General features: G+C 68.8%; 16 protein-coding genes. 2 read left to right on the forward strand and 14 right to left on the reverse strand.

What is annotated here, in order from left to right; translation table 11 throughout:
* Positions 1 to 70: 70 nt before the first annotated feature.
* Genes VE326_07280 through ligD form a run of 3 tightly spaced genes read right to left on the reverse strand, consistent with a single transcriptional unit; the run spans position 71 to position 4,147 of the window.
* Positions 71 to 805, reverse strand: a complete 735-nt coding sequence (locus VE326_07280) for a DUF72 domain-containing protein (protein HYJ33009.1) — start codon at positions 803 to 805, stop codon at positions 71 to 73.
* The gene (locus VE326_07285; GenBank protein HYJ33010.1) at positions 802 to 1,485 is read right to left on the reverse strand and encodes an alpha/beta family hydrolase; all 684 of its coding nucleotides are present in this window, start codon (positions 1,483 to 1,485) and stop codon (positions 802 to 804) included. Before VE326_07285 ends, VE326_07280 begins: the two co-directional genes overlap by 4 nt.
* Before the next feature lie 16 nt (positions 1,486 to 1,501).
* Entirely contained in the window at positions 1,502 to 4,147 is a 2,646-nt protein-coding gene (gene ligD, locus VE326_07290) for a DNA ligase D (protein ID HYJ33011.1), read from the reverse strand.
* A 149-nt stretch (positions 4,148 to 4,296) separates the two neighbouring features.
* Between ligD and VE326_07295 the strand changes: the two genes are divergently transcribed.
* Both VE326_07295 and VE326_07300 read left to right on the forward strand, forming a co-directional pair.
* Positions 4,297 to 5,169, forward strand: coding sequence for a Ku protein (locus VE326_07295; protein ID HYJ33012.1), 873 nt, complete (start codon positions 4,297 to 4,299; stop codon positions 5,167 to 5,169).
* A gap of 91 nt (positions 5,170 to 5,260) precedes the next feature.
* Positions 5,261 to 6,214 carry a tetratricopeptide repeat protein gene (locus VE326_07300; protein ID HYJ33013.1) on the forward strand — a complete coding sequence of 318 codons (954 nt, stop codon included), beginning with the start codon at positions 5,261 to 5,263 and terminating at the stop codon, positions 6,212 to 6,214.
* Positions 6,215 to 6,264: 50 nt separating this feature from the next.
* On the opposite strand, the gene VE326_07305 is transcribed toward VE326_07300, so the two are convergent.
* The 11 genes from VE326_07305 to VE326_07355 all read right to left on the reverse strand — a co-directional run bounded on the left by VE326_07305 (position 6,265) and on the right by VE326_07355 (position 18,043).
* Positions 6,265 to 8,727, reverse strand: coding sequence for a SpoIIE family protein phosphatase (locus VE326_07305; GenBank protein HYJ33014.1), 2,463 nt, complete (start codon positions 8,725 to 8,727; stop codon positions 6,265 to 6,267).
* A complete protein-coding gene (locus VE326_07310) occupies positions 8,724 to 9,128 on the reverse strand; it encodes a DUF4440 domain-containing protein (protein HYJ33015.1) in 405 nt (134 codons plus the stop codon). Before VE326_07310 ends, VE326_07305 begins: the two co-directional genes overlap by 4 nt.
* Positions 9,115 to 9,690 (reverse strand): hypothetical protein, encoded by a 576-nt coding sequence (locus VE326_07315; protein HYJ33016.1) that lies wholly within the window; start codon positions 9,688 to 9,690, stop codon positions 9,115 to 9,117. The genes VE326_07310 and VE326_07315 overlap by 14 nt, the downstream gene beginning before the upstream one ends.
* Positions 9,691 to 9,697: 7 nt before the next feature.
* Positions 9,698 to 11,071: a sigma-54 dependent transcriptional regulator gene (locus VE326_07320; GenBank protein HYJ33017.1), complete on the reverse strand. Its 1,374-nt coding sequence runs from the start codon at positions 11,069 to 11,071 to the stop codon at positions 9,698 to 9,700.
* Between the two features lie 9 nt (positions 11,072 to 11,080).
* Complete coding sequence (locus tag VE326_07325; protein HYJ33018.1) at positions 11,081 to 12,775, reverse strand: ATP-binding protein; 1,695 nt, start codon at positions 12,773 to 12,775, stop codon at positions 11,081 to 11,083.
* A gap of 106 nt (positions 12,776 to 12,881) precedes the next feature.
* On the reverse strand, positions 12,882 to 13,631 hold the full coding sequence (locus VE326_07330) for a hypothetical protein (protein HYJ33019.1): 750 nt from the start codon (positions 13,629 to 13,631) through the stop codon (positions 12,882 to 12,884).
* 25 nt (positions 13,632 to 13,656) lie between these two features.
* Entirely contained in the window at positions 13,657 to 14,337 is a 681-nt protein-coding gene (locus tag VE326_07335; GenBank protein ID HYJ33020.1) for a glycine cleavage system protein H, read from the reverse strand.
* Between the two features lie 12 nt (positions 14,338 to 14,349).
* A complete protein-coding gene (gene nrfD / locus VE326_07340) occupies positions 14,350 to 15,621 on the reverse strand; it encodes an NrfD/PsrC family molybdoenzyme membrane anchor subunit (GenBank protein HYJ33021.1) in 1,272 nt (423 codons plus the stop codon).
* Positions 15,618 to 16,544 (reverse strand): 4Fe-4S dicluster domain-containing protein, encoded by a 927-nt coding sequence (locus VE326_07345; protein ID HYJ33022.1) that lies wholly within the window; start codon positions 16,542 to 16,544, stop codon positions 15,618 to 15,620. Before VE326_07345 ends, nrfD begins: the two co-directional genes overlap by 4 nt.
* 44 nt (positions 16,545 to 16,588) lie before the next feature.
* A complete protein-coding gene (locus VE326_07350; protein HYJ33023.1) occupies positions 16,589 to 17,269 on the reverse strand; it encodes a hypothetical protein in 681 nt (226 codons plus the stop codon).
* 351 nt (positions 17,270 to 17,620) lie between these two features.
* Positions 17,621 to 18,043: a c-type cytochrome gene (locus VE326_07355; protein HYJ33024.1), complete on the reverse strand. Its 423-nt coding sequence runs from the start codon at positions 18,041 to 18,043 to the stop codon at positions 17,621 to 17,623.
* Between the last annotated feature and the right edge of the window lie 215 nt (positions 18,044 to 18,258).

Raw genomic sequence — 18,258 nt, forward strand, 5'->3', positions numbered from 1 at the left:
AATTGGCACAACAACATACTCCAGAGTATGCTGGGACATAAGCTCGCCCCGGGGCGAGTTAATATAAAGATTAACTAGGCGGCACCGCCTGTGAGGCATCCTGGGGGCTGCTGGCGCAGTAGCTCAGGAACTGGCTGGCCAGTCTCGGTCCGGTGCCGGCGTCCTCGTGCTTGAAGAAGACATACGCTTCGCCCCACGGCTGTTCCTGCACCTTCTTCGCCCACTCCCGCACGTCGCTCTCTCCGTATTCGACCCGGCGAAGGCGCAGATAGCCCCAGTCCGCGGTCGCCACGAACGGCGGGTCGCCTTCTTCCCCGGTGTCGGCGACGCACCAGGCCTGGTTGCACTCGCGCAGCGCCGTGTAGACCTCGTCGTCGTACCAGGAGGCGTGACGGAACTCGAACGCAGCGCGCGCGCGGCCGAGCAGCGGGAGGAAGTCGCGGAGGCGCTGCACGTCCTTCTTCATGGTGGGCGGGAGCTGAACCAGGAAGGGGCCGAGCTTGGGACCCAGCGTGGCCGCGGTGCGAAGCAGGTACTCCACGGAGTCGGCCACGTCCCCGAGCCGCTTGTCGTGCGTGATCCGCTTGGAGGCCTTGAGCACGAAGGAGAAGTCGTCGGGCACCTCCGCGGCCCAGCCCTCCAGCGTCGAAAGATTGGGCATGCGGTAGAAGGTGTTGTTCACCTCGACCGTCGGGAAGTGTTCCGCGTAGTAGCGGAGGAAATTCTTGGCCGGGAGCTTTTCCGGATAGAAGAATCCCTTCCACTCCTTGTACGACCAGCCGCTGGTTCCCGCCCGGATCTTCATGGTCGCTCCTTCTCCAGCGTGTCCGCCCAGCGCGCGATCGCCTCGGCCAGGTCGTCCAACGTGTCGGTCAGGCTCCTCCCCGTCTTCTTCGGCACCTCGAACGAGTGGTCGGCGCCATCCATCACGTGCAGCGTCGCGCGCGGGAGCCGCGTCACGATCGGCTCGAGCAGCTCCAGGCTCGCCAGCTTGTCGCGCGTCCCCTGCAGGAAGAGCATCGGCGCGGCGACCCGCTCCAGGTGATCGGCGCGCTTGGTTCCCGGCTGGCCCACCGGATGGAGCGGAAAGCCGAAGAATACCAGCCCCTCCACGCCCTCCAGCGGCTCCTCGGCCGAGGCGAGCGACGTCATCCGTCCGCCCATCGACTTCCCGCCCGCAAGGAGCGGAAGGTCGCCGGTCGCCTGGCGGGCCATCGCGACGGCGGCGCGCACGGTGGCGAGGAGGACGGGCTGCGGGTCGGGGCGGCGGCTCCGCTTCTCCATGTAGGCGAACTGATAGCGGAACGTGGCGATTCCCTTCGCGCCGAGCGCTTCCGCGGCCGCCTCCATGAACCGATGGCGCATCCCGGCGCCGGCGCCGTGCGCGAAGACGTACAGCCGCCGCGCGTCGTCCGGCCGGTCGAGGATCGCCGAGACTTCGCCGGCGGAGCCGCTTGCCTGGAAGCGCAGCTCGGTCCGGGTCACGGCAGCTCGGTCCGGGTCACGACTTCATGCCCTTCTGGATCGCCGCGATCGCGGCGGCCATGTCCACGCCGGGGCCGAGCACCATCGTCATCGTGTCCTCCATCTCATGGAAGCGCTCCGGAATCGTCCGGATCGTGAACTTCGCCGGGTCGAGGCGCGGCGTCACCTCATCCCAGCGGAGCGGACAGGAGGCGGTCGCGCCGGGACGCGGCCGCACGGAGTAGGGGGACACGATCGTGTTGCCGCGGCCATTCTGTCCGAAGTCCACGTAGACCTTCCCGCTGCGGCCGCCGATCGCGCGCGTGACGGTGGAGATCTCGGGCAGCGCCTCCACCGTGAGCATCGCGAGCAGCCGCGCGAAGGTGCGCGACTCCTCGTGGGTGTAGCGCCGGCCCATCGGCACCAGCACGTGCAGTCCCGTCGCGCCCGAGGTCTTGATCGCCGAGGGCAGCTCCAGACGGTCCAGGATCGTCTTCAGCGCGCGCGCGACCTGGACCACGTGGACGAAGGGCGCCTCCTTCGGATCGAGGTCGAGCACCATCCAGTCGGGGTGTTCCAGCGAGCTCGCGCGCGCGCTCCAGACGTGGAGCGGAATCGTGCCCAGGTTCGCGACGTAGCGCAAGGACTCGAGATCGTCGATCACGAAGTAGCGAATGTCGCGCTCGCCGCCGCCGGCGGGCACGACCTGGGTGCGGACCCAGTCGGGCACATACACCGGCGCGTCCTTCTGGAAGAACGACTTCCCTTCGATCCCGTCGGGATAGCGGGTCAGCACGACGGGACGGTCGCGAAGATACGGAAGCAGGAGCGGCGCGACCGCCTCGTAGTAGGCGACGAGGTCCCCCTTGGTCGTGCCGTCGGGCCAGAACACCTTTTTGGGATTCGTGATGTGAACGACCTGCGCCGCCGCTGCCCGCGCCCCCGGGGTGAGCGGCTTACGCCGGGCGCCAGCTGCGGGCTTGGCGTCCGCCCCCGCGGGGGCTTCGGCCGCTTGCATCGCCTCTTCCGGAGTCGCCGCAGCGTCCCCGGGCAGGTCGCCGCCGCTGTTGCCCTTCGCGCGATCCTCGCGATGCACCTCCTCGGGCCGCTTATCGTCGCGCATGCCCATGAACGTGGGGTGGCGCAGCCCGCCGTCGCGGGTCCACTCGGTGAAGCGCACCTCGCAGACCAGTCTGGGCTCGACCCAGCGATGCCCGCGCCCGGTCGGAGTCCCCTCGTCGAAGGGCGACGTCTCGCGCGCGAGCGGGTCGAGGAGCTTCCGGATCGCGCCGATCTTCGCGTCGTCGAACCCGGTGCCGACCTTCGTCACGTAGACCAGCTTCGTTCCCTCGTACACGCCCACGTGCAGCGCGCCGAACCCCGACCGCTCCCCTTCGGTGAATCCCCCGATCACGAACTCCTGGCGCCGGTCGCACTTCACCTTCACCCAGTCGGGCGTGCGGCGTCCGGCGTACTTGCTCTCGAGCCGCTTTCCGACGATCCCTTCCAGCCCCATCTGCCCCGCGGCGGCGAAGAACGCCGCACCGTTTCCCACGATGTGCGCCGAGCGCTGCGCCGTGGCCAGCGGGGGGAGCACGCGCGAAAGCAGCTCCTGGCGCGCTCGCAGGGGCAGCCCGCGAAGGTCGTGCCCCAGCACCTCGAGGGCGTCGAAGAAGATCGCGCGCACGGGAACCTGGATCCGAGCCGCGGCGACGTCGCGTGGCTTGGTGAGCCCCATGCGCGCCTGGAGCCGCTGGAAACTGGGATGGCCCCGCTCGTCCTCGGCGATGATCTCGCCGTCCACCAGGAAGCGCGGCACGGCGAGCGCGGCGAGCGCCTCGCCGATCTCGGGATAGCGCTTCGTCACGTCCTCGCCGCTTCGCCCGATCAGGACGACGCGGTCCTGGTCGCGAAGCGCGCGCACCCGAACGCCGTCGTACTTGATCTCGAACGACCAGTCGTCACCGTTGGGCGGAGCCGATTCGGGCGTGGCCAGGGTCAGGGGCACTTCCTTGGGGTCGAGATCGGCGCGCGGGGCGTTCAGCGATTGGACCCGGTCGCGCAGCGCCTCGACCGTGCCCGTCACGTCCCGCATCTCCTCGACGGTGAGCCCCGAGATCACCGATTCCGGATAGCGGTCGATCGCCTCGTCCTTCGTGGCCGCATCGTCCGCCTTCTTCAAGAGCAGCCACTCCTTGTCCTTCTTCCCCATCCGCACCAGCGTCCACCGGCCGCGCAGCTTGAAGCCGAACAGCTCCAGCTCCAGCTTGCCGCGCTCGTACTGCTCCAGCGGATCCTCGGGCTTGAAGGAGCGGAACCAGCCGCGATCCCACACGATGACCGAGCCCGCGCCGTAATTGCCGGAGGGGATCACCCCCTCGAAATTGGCGTACTCCAGGGGATGGTCCTCGACGTGGACCGCGAGGCGCTTCTCTTCGACGTGGGTGGAGGGTCCCTTCGGGACGGCCCAGCTCTTGAGCGTCCCATCCAGCTCGAGGCGGAGGTCGTAGTGCATCGCGCGCGCCCAGTGCTTCTGGACCACGAAGCGCGGCCCCGGACCGGCGCCAGCGCCGGTCGCGGCGGGGCCGGTCGCGGGGGCGCCCTCCCCGAACGGCTCGGGGGTGCGTGCGGGGTCCCGCTTTTCGCGATATTTCTCGAGCTGGGAGCGGCCGGTCGGGCTCAAGGATCAGGCGCCTCGGGCTTTCGGATGGGGGCCTCTGCCAAGCACTTGCGGCTCAAGCACGCCCCCACTGGAACCGATGTTTCGACAGGGAGTTGAGTATAGCAGAGGCGAAATGTTAGCCTCGCTTAACCCCACGGAGGAGAACAGGCATGCCCCCACATTCCATCGGTTCGGGCACCTTGTCGTTCGGGCTGGTTTCGATCCCCGTCAAGATGTTCACGGCCGCCTCATCGGGCGGCGTGTCCTTCAACCAGCTCCATGAGAAGTGCGGCGGCCGGATCAAGCAGCAGCTCCAATGTCCCACGTGCAATGAGATCGTGGACCGCTCGGCCCTGGTCAAGGGCTACGAGTTCGCCAAGGACCAGTACGTCCGATTCACCGACGAGGAGCTGAAGCGCCTGGAAGCCGAAGCCTCGCCGACCATCGACATCGCCGAGTTCGTGCCGCTGGACCAGGTCGACCCGATCTACTTCGAGAAGTCGTACTACCTGGGTCCCGACAAGGGCGGCGACAAGGCCTACCGGCTGCTCTGCGAGGCCATGGAGCAGGCGGGGCAGGTCGCGCTGGCCAAGTACGTCATGCGCGGCAAGGAGAGCCTCGTTCTGATCCGCGCCAGCCAGGGCGGCCTGATGCTCCACGCCATGTACTTCGCCGACGAGATCCGCGACTTCGGCGAGATCGACAAGGGCAAGGAAGCGGCGATCAAGCCGGGCGAGCTGGCGCTGGCGCAGAAGCTGATCCAGGAGCTGTCGAATCCCGAGTTCAAGCCGGATACGTACCATGACGAGTATCGCGGCCGCGTCCTGGCCGTGGTCGAGTCCAAGGTCGAAGGCAAGGAGATCACCGCGGGCGCGCCGCAGGTCGCGCGGACGCAGGTCATCGATCTCATGGAGGCGCTGAAACAGAGCCTGGAATCGCGCGCGTCGAGCGAAGAGCCGGCCGCGAAGGCGAAGAAACCCGCGGCGGCCAAGGCCAAGCGCGCCGCAGCTCCGGTTAAGGAGAGCAAACGGGCCGCCCGTTGATGTAGATTAGGCCTCGAGGTTCGTTCGGAGAGCGGTTGGCGATAGGTGCGTCGTGAAAGGCGCGGTAGGGCGTCGTGAAGGGCGGTCGGGCATGGATGCGGTGACGACCTATTCCACGCGCGACGTGGCGCGGATTCTCCACGTCTCGGAGCCCCGGGTACGGACCTGGGCCCGCATGGGCGGCATCGTGCCCAAGCCGGGCGCAGAGGGCTCCCTCGAATTCACCTTCCAGGAGCTCCTGCTCCTTCGCACCACGCGCGGCCTGCTCGACGCCGGCGTCCCGGCGCGGCGCGTGAAGCGGATCTGGTCCACCCTGAAGCAGCAGCTCTCCGAGGACCTCCCCCTGTCCAGCATCCGCATCCTGGCCGACGGCGACCGCGCGATCGCGTGGGACGGCAAGGCGCCCTGGCAGCCCGATTCCGGCCAGTTCGTGCTCGATTTCGTGGCGGGCAACCTGACGGAAGGCGCCAGCGACGCGCCGCTGTTCGAGGTGCTTTCGGGCGAGGCCGAAGATGAGGCTCCTGCTGCAGAGACCGTTTCGCCCCAGGAAGCGCGCCGGGCTCCCGCGGTGATTTCCATCTTCCGCGATACCGCTTCGAAGCGCGCGACGCCGCGCGGAGAGGAAATGCCGGTCGAGTCCGCGGAGCATTGGTTCCAGATGGGCTCGGAGCTGGAGAGCGACTCGCCGCTCGAAGCGCGGCAGGCCTATCTCCAGGCGCTCGATGCCGATCCCAATTACGCCGACGCCCATCTCAATCTGGGGCGGCTGGACCATCGCGCGGGAGATCTCGCCGCGGCCGAGGCACGCTATCGCCGAGCGATCCAGTGCGACCCCGAGGACGCGACGTCGCACTTCAATCTCGGTGTCTTATTGGAAGATCGAAACTGCCCGCAGGCGGCCGCCGAGGAGTACGAGCAGGCGATCGCGCTGGATCCCGACCTCGCGGACGCCCACTACAATCTGGGATTGCTGCTGGAAAAGCTCGGTCAGCGCGCCGACGCCCTGCGCCACCTCATGGCCGCCCACCGCCTTTACGCGCTCTAGCGAGCAAGTTGACATAATCACTCGCCCCGGGGCGAGTTGCCCTATTCCGCCTAGCGCTCCACCTTCACCACCACCGCCGTCAGATCGTCCGACGGGCCGCGCGCTCCCTCGTATCCCTTCACCGCCTCGATCAGCGCGTTCAGCACGCCCTCGGCCGACCGCTCGCGATTCAGGTGCAGCACCGACTCGATGCGCGCGTCCCCGAACAGCTCGTCGTCCGATCCCTGGGCCTCGGTCACGCCGTCGGTGAACATCGCGAGCAGGTCGCCGGTCGCGAGGGTCACCTCGCCGAATTCGAACTTGGCCTCGGAGTCGATGCCCAGGATCACGCCGCCCCGCTCGAGGCGCTCCACCTCGCCCCCGGCGCGCAGGAGCATGGGCGCGGGGTGGCCCGCGTTCACGTACTCCAGGCGCATCGTGGCCGGATCGAGCGACGCGAGGAAGAAGGTCACGAACCGTCCGGGCTCGATGCTCTGCTCCAGCAGGCGGTTCACCCGGCCGGTCAACAGATGCGGCGCGGTCTCGACCGCCGCGCTCGAGACGAGCGCGGTCTTCACGCTGCTCATCAGTAACGCGGCCGCCACTCCCTTTCCCGCCACGTCGGCGATGCAGAACCCCATGTGCCCGTTCTCCAGCGAAATGAAGTCGTAATAGTCGCCGCCCACCTGCTGGCTCATGGCATTGGCGGCCGCGACGTCCAGCCGCGGCAAGGACGGCGGCCCGGGCGGCAAGAGGCGCGACTGGATCCGTCGCGCCAGCTCCAGCTCGCGGCGCATCTGCTCGCGCTCGACCACCGCGCGCTGCCCTTCCTGCAACCCCGCGGCCATCCGATTGAACGAATCGGCCAGCTCTCCCAGCTCGTCCTCGGACGGGACCTGCACGCGCGCCGAAAAGTCCCCTTCCCCGATCGCTGCCGCCGCCTGGCGCAGGCCCGCCGCGCCCCGCGTGATGAATCGCGCGACCCGTGAACCCACCACGAGGGAGACGATCTCCAGGGAGATGAAAATGATCGCGAAGACGATCAACGCGACACGCGCGGCGGTCGCGATCGGGCCGAGATCCATTCCGGAGTACTGGAACGACTCCCCCGGCGGGGAGTGGACCAGAAGCAGGGCGGCTCCGCGATGCCATCCGGCGCCCCTCCAGAGATAGCAGGGTGGCGTGGATCCGCCGTTCGACGTCTTGCGGATCTGGTTGAGCGACGTCGCGGACGCATAGGCTCCCCCGCCGACCAGGGACAGACCGCCGAGACTCGAGAGCGAGTCGAGCGCGACCGAGTCGGAGACCCCATCGGGCAACGGCTCGTCCGTACCGATCTCGACGATGCCTCCCGCCATGCGGAAGTGGCGCTGATTGCGCGGTTTCGGTCCCACGGCGACCTTGGTTTCTCCGGAGAACATGGTCGTCGACGTCATGAGGACCGCGTCGCATCCGAGATCCCGGGCCAGGCGGCTCACGCGCGTCGTATCGACGGGCTCATAGGTCTGGAGGGCAAGCGTGTCGCCGCCCCTCGGCCAGAGCGCCGTTTCCACCCACCAGAAGCGGCGGTTTCGATAGACCAGCCCACGCACCACGTCGCCCGAGTCGGCGACTGGCGCAGCCGCGGGACGGAAGAGCGAATCGGGATCGCCGAAGTCCGCGATCGTCCGCCATCCTTCGGGCCGGCGCTCCAAGGCCACCGCAGCCAGGCCGCGGTCCACGAGAACGGGGCGCTCGCGCTCGATCCGCGCGGCAAGCTCGGCTCCGCGGGTTGGGGCAACACCTTCCCGCGCGCGGCGGATCAGTCCGCGCCCCCCCGAGTTGGCCCCCAGCTGGCGCTCGATCACCGAGGCGCGGAGGCTGCCGGCATGGATCCATCCGGCGAGGGTCGCATACGTGAATGCCAGGAGTGCGGGGGTCACCGCGAAGATCCCGAACGCGACGAGCAGCTTGGTTCGGATCCGCGCGCGGCGGATCCATCGGTGGAGCAGCTCGCCCACCGAAAGCCGCGCGCTCAGGAAGACCCACGATACAGCCAGAGTGTAGAGGGCGCGGTCCAGGCGGATGAACGCGTTGTCGTCCGCCGCCGCGCCGGACCCGACGGCCACGACGATCGCGAGCGGCACGAAGGCGCCGAGGGCGAACAGCCGTAGCCAGCCGCTGGGCCGCGTCTCCATCCAGGGAGCCAGCGGGCGCCGGACGAAGAGCGCGAGCAGGATTGCCGCAATGAGGGCGCCGATCGCGGGCGCCCCACGACCTGTGGACCCCCATCCCGCCACGAAGACGAGCGCGCCCCACCCCAAGACTCGGAACCGCGCGCGTCCCCGGGGTCCGCTGTAGGCGAAGAGGAGTGCTACGAGCAGGGCCGATGCCGGAAGACGCGCGGCACGGGCCAGGGGAAAGGAGGGAACGGCGAGCGAAGCGAGAACGGCGACCGCGAAGGCGATGGCGCCCAGACGCAGCGCCCCCGCGGATGGAAGGCGAGCCTCGGGAAGGAGGCGCCCTCCCGCCGGGCCGGACTTCGGCGTCGTCACGGATTCGTGGAGCGATGCACGTGGACGAGCCTCCATCGCCCGTCGCGCCGCTGCCAGATCCTGGTCTCCTCGGCTCGTGAAGTGCCCGCCGCGCCCGCGTGGTCACGGGACTGCGTCAGGCGGACATACGTGACGGCCGCCGCGTCGGGGCCCAGCATCCGGACCTCCGGTTCGATCAAGGTGGTCTGGGCCGCCTCCGCGGGCCGCCGCTCGCGGAAGTAGAAGTGATGGAAGTCCAGTCCCGTGATCCGCTCTCCGCGCGCCTCCGGCTCGAAACAGGTCAGGGACGGGTCGCACATGCCGACGTAGGCGTCCCAGTCGCCGGAGGCGATCACGTCGAGGAGGCGGCGGCTCAGCTGGAGGAGCTCGTCCTCCGCGCGGGCGGCGTCATCGAGGGCCATGGGGGGAAGATAACACCGGAGCGCCGTTCCGGGCGACCACCGCCCGGCAGCGCTCGCAGAATTGGGAACCTTTCAGCTCGATCTGCTCGGCGTACGCCGAGGCGCCCATGACGCACCCGATGGAGCGGCAGTGCAGGAGTCCGAAGGTATGCCCCAGCTCGTGCACGGCCTCCTTGTGCAGCCGGTCGTAGAAGAGGCGCGGATCGGGAGGCAGCCCGTACGCCTCCTGGCGCAGCCGATGGCAGGAGACCACCGCGGCGCGCCCGCCCAGCTGCGCCTCGCCGAACACGTAGGTCAGAACGGGCGTGAAGAGATCCACGCTGGTCACCCCGATCACGCGCTCGGCCGGATCGGCCAGCGAATCCAGAAGAAGCGCCTTGAGAAAGAGGGCCGCGCGGTACTGGCCCCGCCCGGTGTCGAACGCGGCCTCGGGATCGAACCATGGATTCCGGTAGCGCACCGACGTGCGGAAATCCAGCTCGAGAGCCGCGCCTAGGCGGTGCAGCGTCTCGTCCCGCTCGGTGAAGTAGATCGGCACGACGTCGATACCGGGGCCGGGCATGGCGCCGCTACGGGCGAAGGCCGTACTTCTTGATCTTGTTGTACAGCGTGACCCGGTCGATGCCCAGGATCTCGGCCGACCGCGTCACGTTTCCTCCCGTCCGCTCGAGGATGGCGCGGACCTGGGCCTTCTCCACGTCGGCCAGGGAATCCCCCGCGGCCGGAACGGACTTCTCGTTGAGCCGCATCGGCAGATCCTCGGCCGTCACCAGCGGCCCGCGGCCCACGACCAGCGCGCGCTCCACCGCGTTCGCCAGCTCGCGCACGTTCCCCGGCCACTCGTAGCGGACCATGAGATCCATCGCCGCGGGGTCGAACCCGGTGAACGGCCGGTTCATATCCCTGGCGTACTTGCTCAGCAGATGCTGGGCCAGGAGCGGGATGTCCTGCCGACGCTCGCGCAGGGGCGGAAGGGAGATCGTGACCACGTTCAGGCGGAAGTAGAGGTCCTCGCGGAAGGTCCCCTCCTTCACCTGCTTCTCCAGATCCTGGTTCGTCGCGCAGATGACGCGGAAATCCACCCGCACCGGCTTCGTTCCGCCGAGCCGGGTGAACTCCTTGGTCTCGAGGACGCGGAGGAGGTTCACCTGCATCGGGAGGCTGATCGTCCCCACCTCGTCGAGGAAGAGGCTGCCGCCGTCGGCCATCTCCAGCTTCCCCTTGCGGCGGTACTGCGCCCCCGTGAAGGCGCCCTTCTCGTGGCCGAACAGCTCCGACTCCAGCAGCGACTCCGGGATGGCGCCGCAGTTCACCGGAACGATCGGAAAATAGCGCCGGCGGCTGTTCGCGTGGATCGTCTGCGCGATCAGCTCCTTCCCCGTGCCGCTCTCGCCGCGAATCAGCACGGTGGCGTCGGTCTGGGCGACCGAGGCCACCAGCTCCAGCACCTTCGACATCGGCCCGCTCGCGCCGATGATGGTCGTCGGCGTCGAGAGCTGGTCCACGTTGCGCCGGAGCTGCGCGTTCTCGCGCTGGAGCCGGCGCTTCTCCACCGCGCGCCGCACCAGGTGGCTGAGCTCGTCGGGGTCGATCGGCTTCGTGACGTAATCGAACGCCCCCTCCTTCAGCGCCTGCACCGCGGAGTCGACCGACGCGAACGCCGTGATCATGATGATCGGGAGATCCGGGTCCACCTCGCGGATCCGGCGCTGCAGCTCCAGGCCGTCCATGCCGGGCATCTTGATGTCGAGCAGCACCGCGTCCCAGTCCTGCTCGTCCAGGCGCTGCAGGGCCTCGTGTCCGTCCTGCGCGCTGCCCGTCTTGTAGCCGTCCTTCTCGAACCAGTGAACCAGGGAATCCCGCATCGAGAACTCATCGTCCACGATGAGGACGCTTCCCAGGTCCGGCAATACCTCCGCGGTCACGCCTTCACGCTCGCGCACGGCCATGGGTCAGACCTCGCTCAGCGCGGGTTGGTCCGCGCTCCGGGCTCCGTCGCCCGCGTGGTGGGCTCCCCGTCCGGAGGGCCGGCGCGGGAGGATCAGGTGGAACGTGGTTCCGCGCTGGACCTCGGACTCGACCTCGATCCTGCCGCCATGGCGCTGCACGATGCCGTGCACCACGGCGAGGCCGAGACCGACCCCCTCCTGCCGGTCCTTCGTGGAAAAGAAGGGTTCGAAAATGTGCTCCAGCGCGTCGGGCGGAATCCCCACCCCCGTGTCGGTCACCGACACACGCAGCTGTTCGGCGTCGCCGGTCACGGCGATCCGCAGCGTGCCCCCCTGCGGCATCGCCTCGACGGCGTTCACGAACAGCGCGACCAGCGCCTGATGGACCTGGTCCGCGTCGCAGACGAGCGCGTCGTCCCCCTCGAACGGGGGCGTCTCCACCCGAATCTGGGAGATCTCGAAATGGTGCCGGACCAGCATCAGGGCGCGCTCGAGGATGGGACGCAGGGCGTGCGGCCCCATCGGCGCGCCGCTCCGGCGCGCGAAAGTGAGCAGGCTGCGGACGATGACCCCGCAGCGGTCCGCCTCCTTCTGGATCAGGCCCAGATACCCGTCGGTCTCGCGGCGGACCGTTTCGTCGACACCGCTTTCCCGCAGCGTCCGCGACGTCAGCTTGGCGTAGTTCAGGATCCCCCCGAGCGGATTGTTCAGCTCGTGCGCCACCGTGGCGGCCAGGCGCCCCAGGGATGCCGTCTTGTCCATGTGGGCCACCTCGCGCTGGGCGCGCGTCAGCTCCTCGGTGCGCTCTTGAAGCCGCGTCTCGAGGCGGCCCGACCAGTCGGTCAGCTCGCGCCGCGCCAGGGCCAGCTCCCGCGTCATCTCGTTGAACGCGCGGGCCAGCTCCGCCATCTCCGTCCTTCCCTCGACCGGGATCTCCCCGCTCAGATCGCCGGAGGCCACCCGCCGCGCGCCGCGGATCAGCCGCTGCACCGGCCGGCGCACCATGCGCACGATGAAGAGGGCCGACACCAGTCCCGCCAGCAGGGACACCGCGACGGCGCCGACGATGGCGCGCCGCCGCGCGGCCGCGAGCCGGGCATCGGGCTCGGCGAGCGACATCCGCACGTCCAGCACGCCGAGGATGCTCTGCTGCGAGGGAGCGACGTGACAGCCGGCCCGCGCGCATTCGGCGCGGTTCTCGATGGCGTTGATCACGCCCATGACCCGGCCGCGATGGTTCTGGAAGATGCGGACGCGCGCGCGGTCGGGGACGGCGCGAAGCGGAGTCCCCTGCCGGTGGCAGGTGATGCAGGCCTCCGCGCGCAGGTCCGCCCCCCGGCCGATCTCGGTGGAGTCGGTGGAGAAGACGATCGAGCCGTTCTTGTCGTAGATGCGGATCCCCTGCACGTCGGGGGCCTGGGCGATCGCCTGGATCACCCGGTGCACCTCCTCCTTGCGGTTCACCAGCATCCCGTACTGCGTGGACTGCTCGAGGAGATCCCCGAACCGGACCGCTCCCTCGTAGAGAGCGCGCTCGTACTGGCGCGAGGCGAGGCGCACGCTGGCCCAGGTCTGGATGGCGAATGCCGCGAGGATGACAGCGATGAGGGAGAGGAATAGTCGGAGGCTCAGGGAGGAGGAGACGGCCTTCGCCCTTCGGATCCAGCGGGATCTCGTTTCCAGCGTGAACACGCTCACCCCCGCCGCTTCTGGCCTGTGAAACCATTCTACGTCCCGTGCGGACCCCGACAGTATGGGCCAAAGGTCTCACACCGCCGGGGACCCCCCGCACGGGCGCAAGTGGTTAGCGCAGCAGGGAATGGATCAGCCGGTGATACCGCTCCCTGCCGAGCGCGCGGCGCAGGTCGGGCACGCGCTGGCCCCCGTCCTGGGCCGTGGGACCGACGCCGGGATCGAGGTGCAGGTGAGCCATGGCCTCGCGGTGGAGCCGGCGCATCTGGCGGGCCGCCCGAAGCCGGCGCTCCGTCCCGCCGCACAGGCCGTGCTGCATGGCCAGTCCGCCGGGGGCCTCCACGTCCATCAGCCAGCCGGCGTCGTACGGTTCGTGGATCAGGAGCGCCGGCTCGCGCGAGAGCGCGGGATTGGCGCGCGCGATCTTTCCCGACACCGGTGCCCGAAGCGGGACGAGGTCGCCGTCGTCCATCACCCAGCAGGCGACCTTCCCCTGCTCCAGGTCTGACCCCGCCGCCGGGACGACGATCTCGGTCGCGTGATCGAGGAGCCGCGCCGTGGCGCCGTCGATCCCCCACCGGAGGCGCCCCGCTTCGGGCTCGGAGACCCAACCGTACACCGGGTGATAGGCGAGGCCGTCGCGGATCCCCCAATCCAGCGGCGGCCCCTCCGGCGCGGCGCCGGCGTTCAGAGCCGGCGCGGAGTGGACGCCATGGATCGCGGCGTCCAGGGGACAATGCTCACAATCGAAGTCGCGATCGCAGACGCGGTAGCTGAGGAGCCCCGCCAGCATCCAGACGCAGGGCTCGGCGTGATCGGGAAACACACGGTAGATTCCGGGGTCTTCGGTTCGCCGATCCATGTCGCACCTCGGCTCGAGGGAGCGCTCACCCGCGGGCGAGCAGCTCCCTGGCCAGCTTCTCCCATCCTTCTTCGTCCAGGGCCCGCGCGATGCCGGCCACCGGAACGCCGCCGTCCTGCAGCACCGCGCCCACGTCCGGGCTCATCCGCAGCCGGAGTGCCTCCTCGGCGCGGCCCAGCCATTCCCTCGCGCTCCGCCCCTGCATTAGCGAGGAGAGACCCGAGCTCCAGCGGGACGGCCGCACTTCGAGGAGCCAGCCCGCTCCGTACGGATCGCTCAGCAGCGCGGGGTCGCGGAGCGCCGCCTCGTTGCGCGCCACCACGCGGCCCGCGAGCGGCGCGGGCAGGTCGAACTGCCGGCCGCCCACGTTCAGGGCAAACCCCTGCTCCCCGCGCGAAAGGTGCGAGCCGACCGCGGGAAGCATGACCAGGGCGGGGCTTCCAAGCAGCTTCTGCGCGAAGTCGTCGAGACCGACGCGGAAGCGTCCCGGCCCCGCGGGCGCGGCCCAGGCGTGGCCCGCGTGGAAGGAGGCCCTCGCGGGCAGGTGGAACCAGCCGCTCAGGACCGGCTCCTCCGCAGTCTCGGCCCCGAGCGGCGCCGGCCGGTTCAGGTGGCGCCAGTAGCCCGGGAGCGACCCGAGGAAGGCGAGGCAGATCAGGTACTCGATACCCTTCGAAGCGAACGGATCATGCACGAGCGGTTCCATGGCTTCCTCCGCCTACACCGACGCCGGCAGCGCTTCGGGGACCTCGGCCGCGGGCTTTGGCTCGCGCACCCAGGCCGGCGAATCGCTCAGCACCGGCATCCGGACGATGACCCAGCGGAGCACCCAGATCTCCGCGAGAATGACCGCGAGCGTCACCACCACCTCGTAGGGCGTGGGGACGTAGCGGACCGGCTGCATCCACTGGAAGCCGATGATCGAGACGTTCAGCCGGTTCAGGACGATGCCGATCATCGTGAGCACGGCCGCCGCCTTGCACGCCGTCACGCTCTTCCAGCGCACGCCCTCGGTGAAGAGAGCCATGGGGATCAGGACGAACCCCACCACCTCGAGCAGGAACCAGTGCCCCATCGGCGTTCCCAGGAGCGCCAGCTTGTGCCCGTGCACCACGTCCAGCACCTTGAGGAACAGGTAGGCGTACATCACGACGGCGCAGATCTTCGACAGTGAGAGGACGATGCCGTCGTGCTCCGCGGCGTGCCGCTCGCTCATCCGCCAGAGGAACATCCGGCGGCTCAGCGTGCCTTCGAAGATCACGACCGAGAGGCCCGCGAAGACGCTGGAGACCAGGAAGTAGACTGGAATGAACTCCGAGTACCAGAGCGGGTGGATCTTCCCCTTGGCCATCAGGTACAGCGCCCCGAGCCCCGACTGGTGCAGCATGGACAGGGTGATGCCGAACACGACGGCGCCCAGCGTGATCGCCGACAGCGCCCGGCGCAGCCGCTTCATCCCCAGCCACTCGGCGATCGCCGGCGAGAACTCGAGGAAGGCGGCGCCCATGTACAGCATGAAGTGCCATGCGATCAGGAAGAGCACCGAGCTCACGCCGTACGAATTCCCGATGACGACGTTGAGCATCTTCCACGGGCGACCCAGGTCCAGCATCAGGGCGCCCGCGTAGAAGACGTACGCCAGGAACCCGTTCAGGACCGTGATCCGGACGATCGAGTGGTACTTCTTCTGCCCCAGAACGTAGACCAGGAGGGTGACGAAGTAGGCGCCTCCCGCGAAGGCGACGCCCGTGACCACGTTGAAACCCTTCCAGAGACCCCACGGCACGTCCTGCGTCAGGTTCGTCACGGCCGAGAGGCCATGGGTGAACCGGATGAAGAGGATCACCGCCGCGGCGACGAAGATCGGAATCGAGACCAGGTTGAACACGGTGAGCAGCGGCCCCTTCGGCTTGAGCTCCGAAAGCAGGAACCGCCAGAGGCTCGTTTCGCCGCGCGGGAGGCTCTGTGGTTCTGAACGCGCGCCGTTCATGACGCTTCCTCCTCTCGAGAGCCTGGGGCACCGTCGGCGCGCCCGGCTCCGGGGGCCGCCGTGGAGCTCGCATGGCCGTTTCCGTCCTCGGACTCCTCGCCGCCCTTCTTCATGGCGCGCGCCACCCCCACGAGGAGGGTCGGGGCCAGGGTCAGCACCAGCGGCACGCTGTACAGGAACGGCGCGGTGAGCATCGGATAGGAGCTTTCGCCCACGTCGGCCGGGAATCCGATCTCCTCGAACGGGACCGAGGAGAGGTACAGATACGAGGTGCCGCCAGCCTCGCGCTCGCCGTAGATGTGGTCCACGTACTGCGCCGACGTGTCGGCGATCCGCTTGTGCGCCTCGCGCAGCATGTCGCTTCGCTTCCCGAACGTGAGCGCCCCTTCCGGGCAGTTCTCGACGCACGCCGGCTGCTGTCCCTTCTTGACGCGGTCCGCGCACATCACGCACTTCCGGATGCGCGGATTGGTGCTCGAGTACTCGAACTTCGGCGCGTCGAACGGGCAGGAGATCATGCAGAAGCGGCATCCCATGCACTTGCCTTCGTGCCAGACCACCGGCCCCTGGGGCGTCTTGTCCATCGCGGCCGTGAGGCAGGCCGAATGGCACGCCGGCGAGACGCAGTGCATGCACTGGTGCTTCGCGAAGACTTCGCCCTTGGACGTCTTGTAGCGACCGATGGCCGTCCACTGCGTCGTGGTCGTCCGGGTCACGGCTTCGGCGTTCTCGGGCTCCGGGAGACCGTTCGCCTCCGCGCACGCCGAGGTGCAGGTGTTGCACCCCACGCAGCGAGTCGTGTCCACCAGGACGGCGAACGGCTCTCCCGCGCCGCCCGAAGGCGCCGCGGCCTCCGACGTCCTCGGACACACGACCGTGGCCCCGGCCAGGCCGAGCGTCTTGAGAAAACCCCTGCGGTTCATACGGCCCCCCATCCTCGATGCGCGCGCCACGTTCCCGTGCGAACTCAGTGAAGAATCACGCCCTGCTGCGGCGGGAAGACCTCCTGCCGGATGTCGAGCCAGTCGGCGTCGCTCAAGGCGTCGCCGAAGTTCTCGGCCCACACGCCGCCGTCGTTGGCGACGCGCCCGACCGGCGCGAGCACGGCGTTCATGCGGAGCGCCGCCGCTTCTTCCCACGCGTCCGTCAGCGAATCGCGAATCAGGTTCTGGACGTTCTCCGCGAGGCGTGCGGGACGGATCTTGAGAATCCAGTCGGTCGCCTTCGGCACGGTCCCGCCGCGCCGGTCGGCGGCCTCGCGATTCACCTCGACGACGGTGCCGTCCAGCGGCATCACCTGCGTGAGCCGCCGGTTCCGGTTCGAGACCAGCGTCCAGGCCGGCTCGCCCTGCCGGAACTCCATTCCGGCCTCCGGGGCCTCGATCCGCGCCAGCGCGCCGACGAAATTCGACGCGAACGCGGTGGGTCCAACGGTGGCCAGGCCATCCGGCGTCAGCCGCACGCGAACATGGCCCGGGTGGAGATACGTCGACGACGGCCCTGAAGCGGGCACCGTCGCGAGCACGGGAGGAGCTCGAAGCGCCTCACCGTCCAGAACTCCCTCCGCCGCGGTCTCGCGCATCCGCGAAACCACCCATGCCGCCGCGACGAAGGTGATGAACGTCAACAGCACAAGGATCGCGACCATGATGTCTGCCCCCTTCCAGCGCGCGATGTGCTCGCTCGCAACCCGTTCTCAAGGCATACGCCGAGCCACCCGCCGACATGCGGCCCGCCGCACGCGCGAGTTCGATGGGGCGCCGTGCGTTGCACGTGCGCGCCGGAACGCAGCGGTTGAAAGTGTCAACGGTGCGGGGACGTCGGACCGTTGACCTTCTCAACGGCGAAAGCGGTCGAGATCGCGTGAAGGAGTGTTTACGTCTCGTGATGCCGGGCGGTTGGAGGGATCGTCGAGGAATTCAACGGAGGTGTTGTGGGATTCAACAGAAGGGGCGCGGTCCGAAGCGGGCCACGCCCCCGTCGCAACGATTTCAGCGGACTATTTCGCGGACGCTTCCTTGACCGGGGTCTTGAGCGAAGCGAGCCAGGTCGAAAGCGTCTGCAGCTCCTCGGGAGTGCCGCGGAACTTGACGCTCGGATGAAGCTTCTCTTCGAGTTTCACTTCCTTCATGACGTACTTGCCGATCCAGGCCGCGTCCTTGGTGGCGCCGATGCCCGAGAGATCCGGCTTCTTCTTTGCCGTCGCGGCCGGGGCGGCGGCGTTCGCGGCGGTGGCGGCACTCTTCCGCTCGATCTTCTCCGCCTCGATCGAATGACAGGTGTTGCACTTGCCGCTCGTGAACAGCGTCTTGCCATCCGCCGCCTTGCCGGCCGGCGCCTTCGTCACGGCGGCGCTCGCCACACACGCGGCCAGCAGAGCAGCCGCAGCCATGGCCGACACCACGCTCCACCGCAGTTTCATCGTCTTCCTCCTTGTGGGAAGCCCGGGGGATCTTGGGATTCTGAACATCCTGCGACTCCAACATGGACGGTAGCGCGGCCGATTGGAGGCAGCCATGCTCCCTAAGTCCCCTTGCCGCGAGCGAAAGTCGATTCATGGTGGCGCTGCGGTGCGCTGCGGTGCGGTGCGGTGCGGTGCCGTGCGCTGCGGTGCGCTGCGGTGCGGTGGCGGTGCTT

Source organism: Candidatus Binatia bacterium (assembly GCA_035631035.1).
GTDB lineage: Bacteria > Eisenbacteria > RBG-16-71-46 > SZUA-252 > SZUA-252 > DASQJL01.

Bases quoted from the DNA above. Each gene is read 5' to 3' on its own strand.
- VE326_07350 (HYJ33023.1), bottom strand. From the start codon at position 17,269: ATGGTCGCGATCCTTGTGCTGTTGACGTTCATCACCTTCGTCGCGGCG.
- VE326_07310 (HYJ33015.1), bottom strand. From the start codon at position 9,128: ATGGCCCTCGATGACGCCGCCCGCGCGGAGGACGAGCTCCTCCAGCTG.
- VE326_07280 (HYJ33009.1), bottom strand. From the start codon at position 805: ATGAAGATCCGGGCGGGAACCAGCGGCTGGTCGTACAAGGAGTGGAAG.
- VE326_07355 (HYJ33024.1), bottom strand. From the start codon at position 18,043: ATGAAACTGCGGTGGAGCGTGGTGTCGGCCATGGCTGCGGCTGCTCTG.
- VE326_07315 (HYJ33016.1), bottom strand. From the start codon at position 9,690: ATGCCCGGCCCCGGTATCGACGTCGTGCCGATCTACTTCACCGAGCGG.
- VE326_07335 (HYJ33020.1), bottom strand. From the start codon at position 14,337: ATGGAACCGCTCGTGCATGATCCGTTCGCTTCGAAGGGTATCGAGTAC.
- nrfD (HYJ33021.1), bottom strand. From the start codon at position 15,621: ATGAACGGCGCGCGTTCAGAACCACAGAGCCTCCCGCGCGGCGAAACG.
- VE326_07300 (HYJ33013.1), top strand. From the start codon at position 5,261: ATGGATGCGGTGACGACCTATTCCACGCGCGACGTGGCGCGGATTCTC.
- VE326_07295 (HYJ33012.1), top strand. From the start codon at position 4,297: ATGCCCCCACATTCCATCGGTTCGGGCACCTTGTCGTTCGGGCTGGTT.
- VE326_07345 (HYJ33022.1), bottom strand. From the start codon at position 16,544: ATGAACCGCAGGGGTTTTCTCAAGACGCTCGGCCTGGCCGGGGCCACG.
- VE326_07330 (HYJ33019.1), bottom strand. From the start codon at position 13,631: ATGGATCGGCGAACCGAAGACCCCGGAATCTACCGTGTGTTTCCCGAT.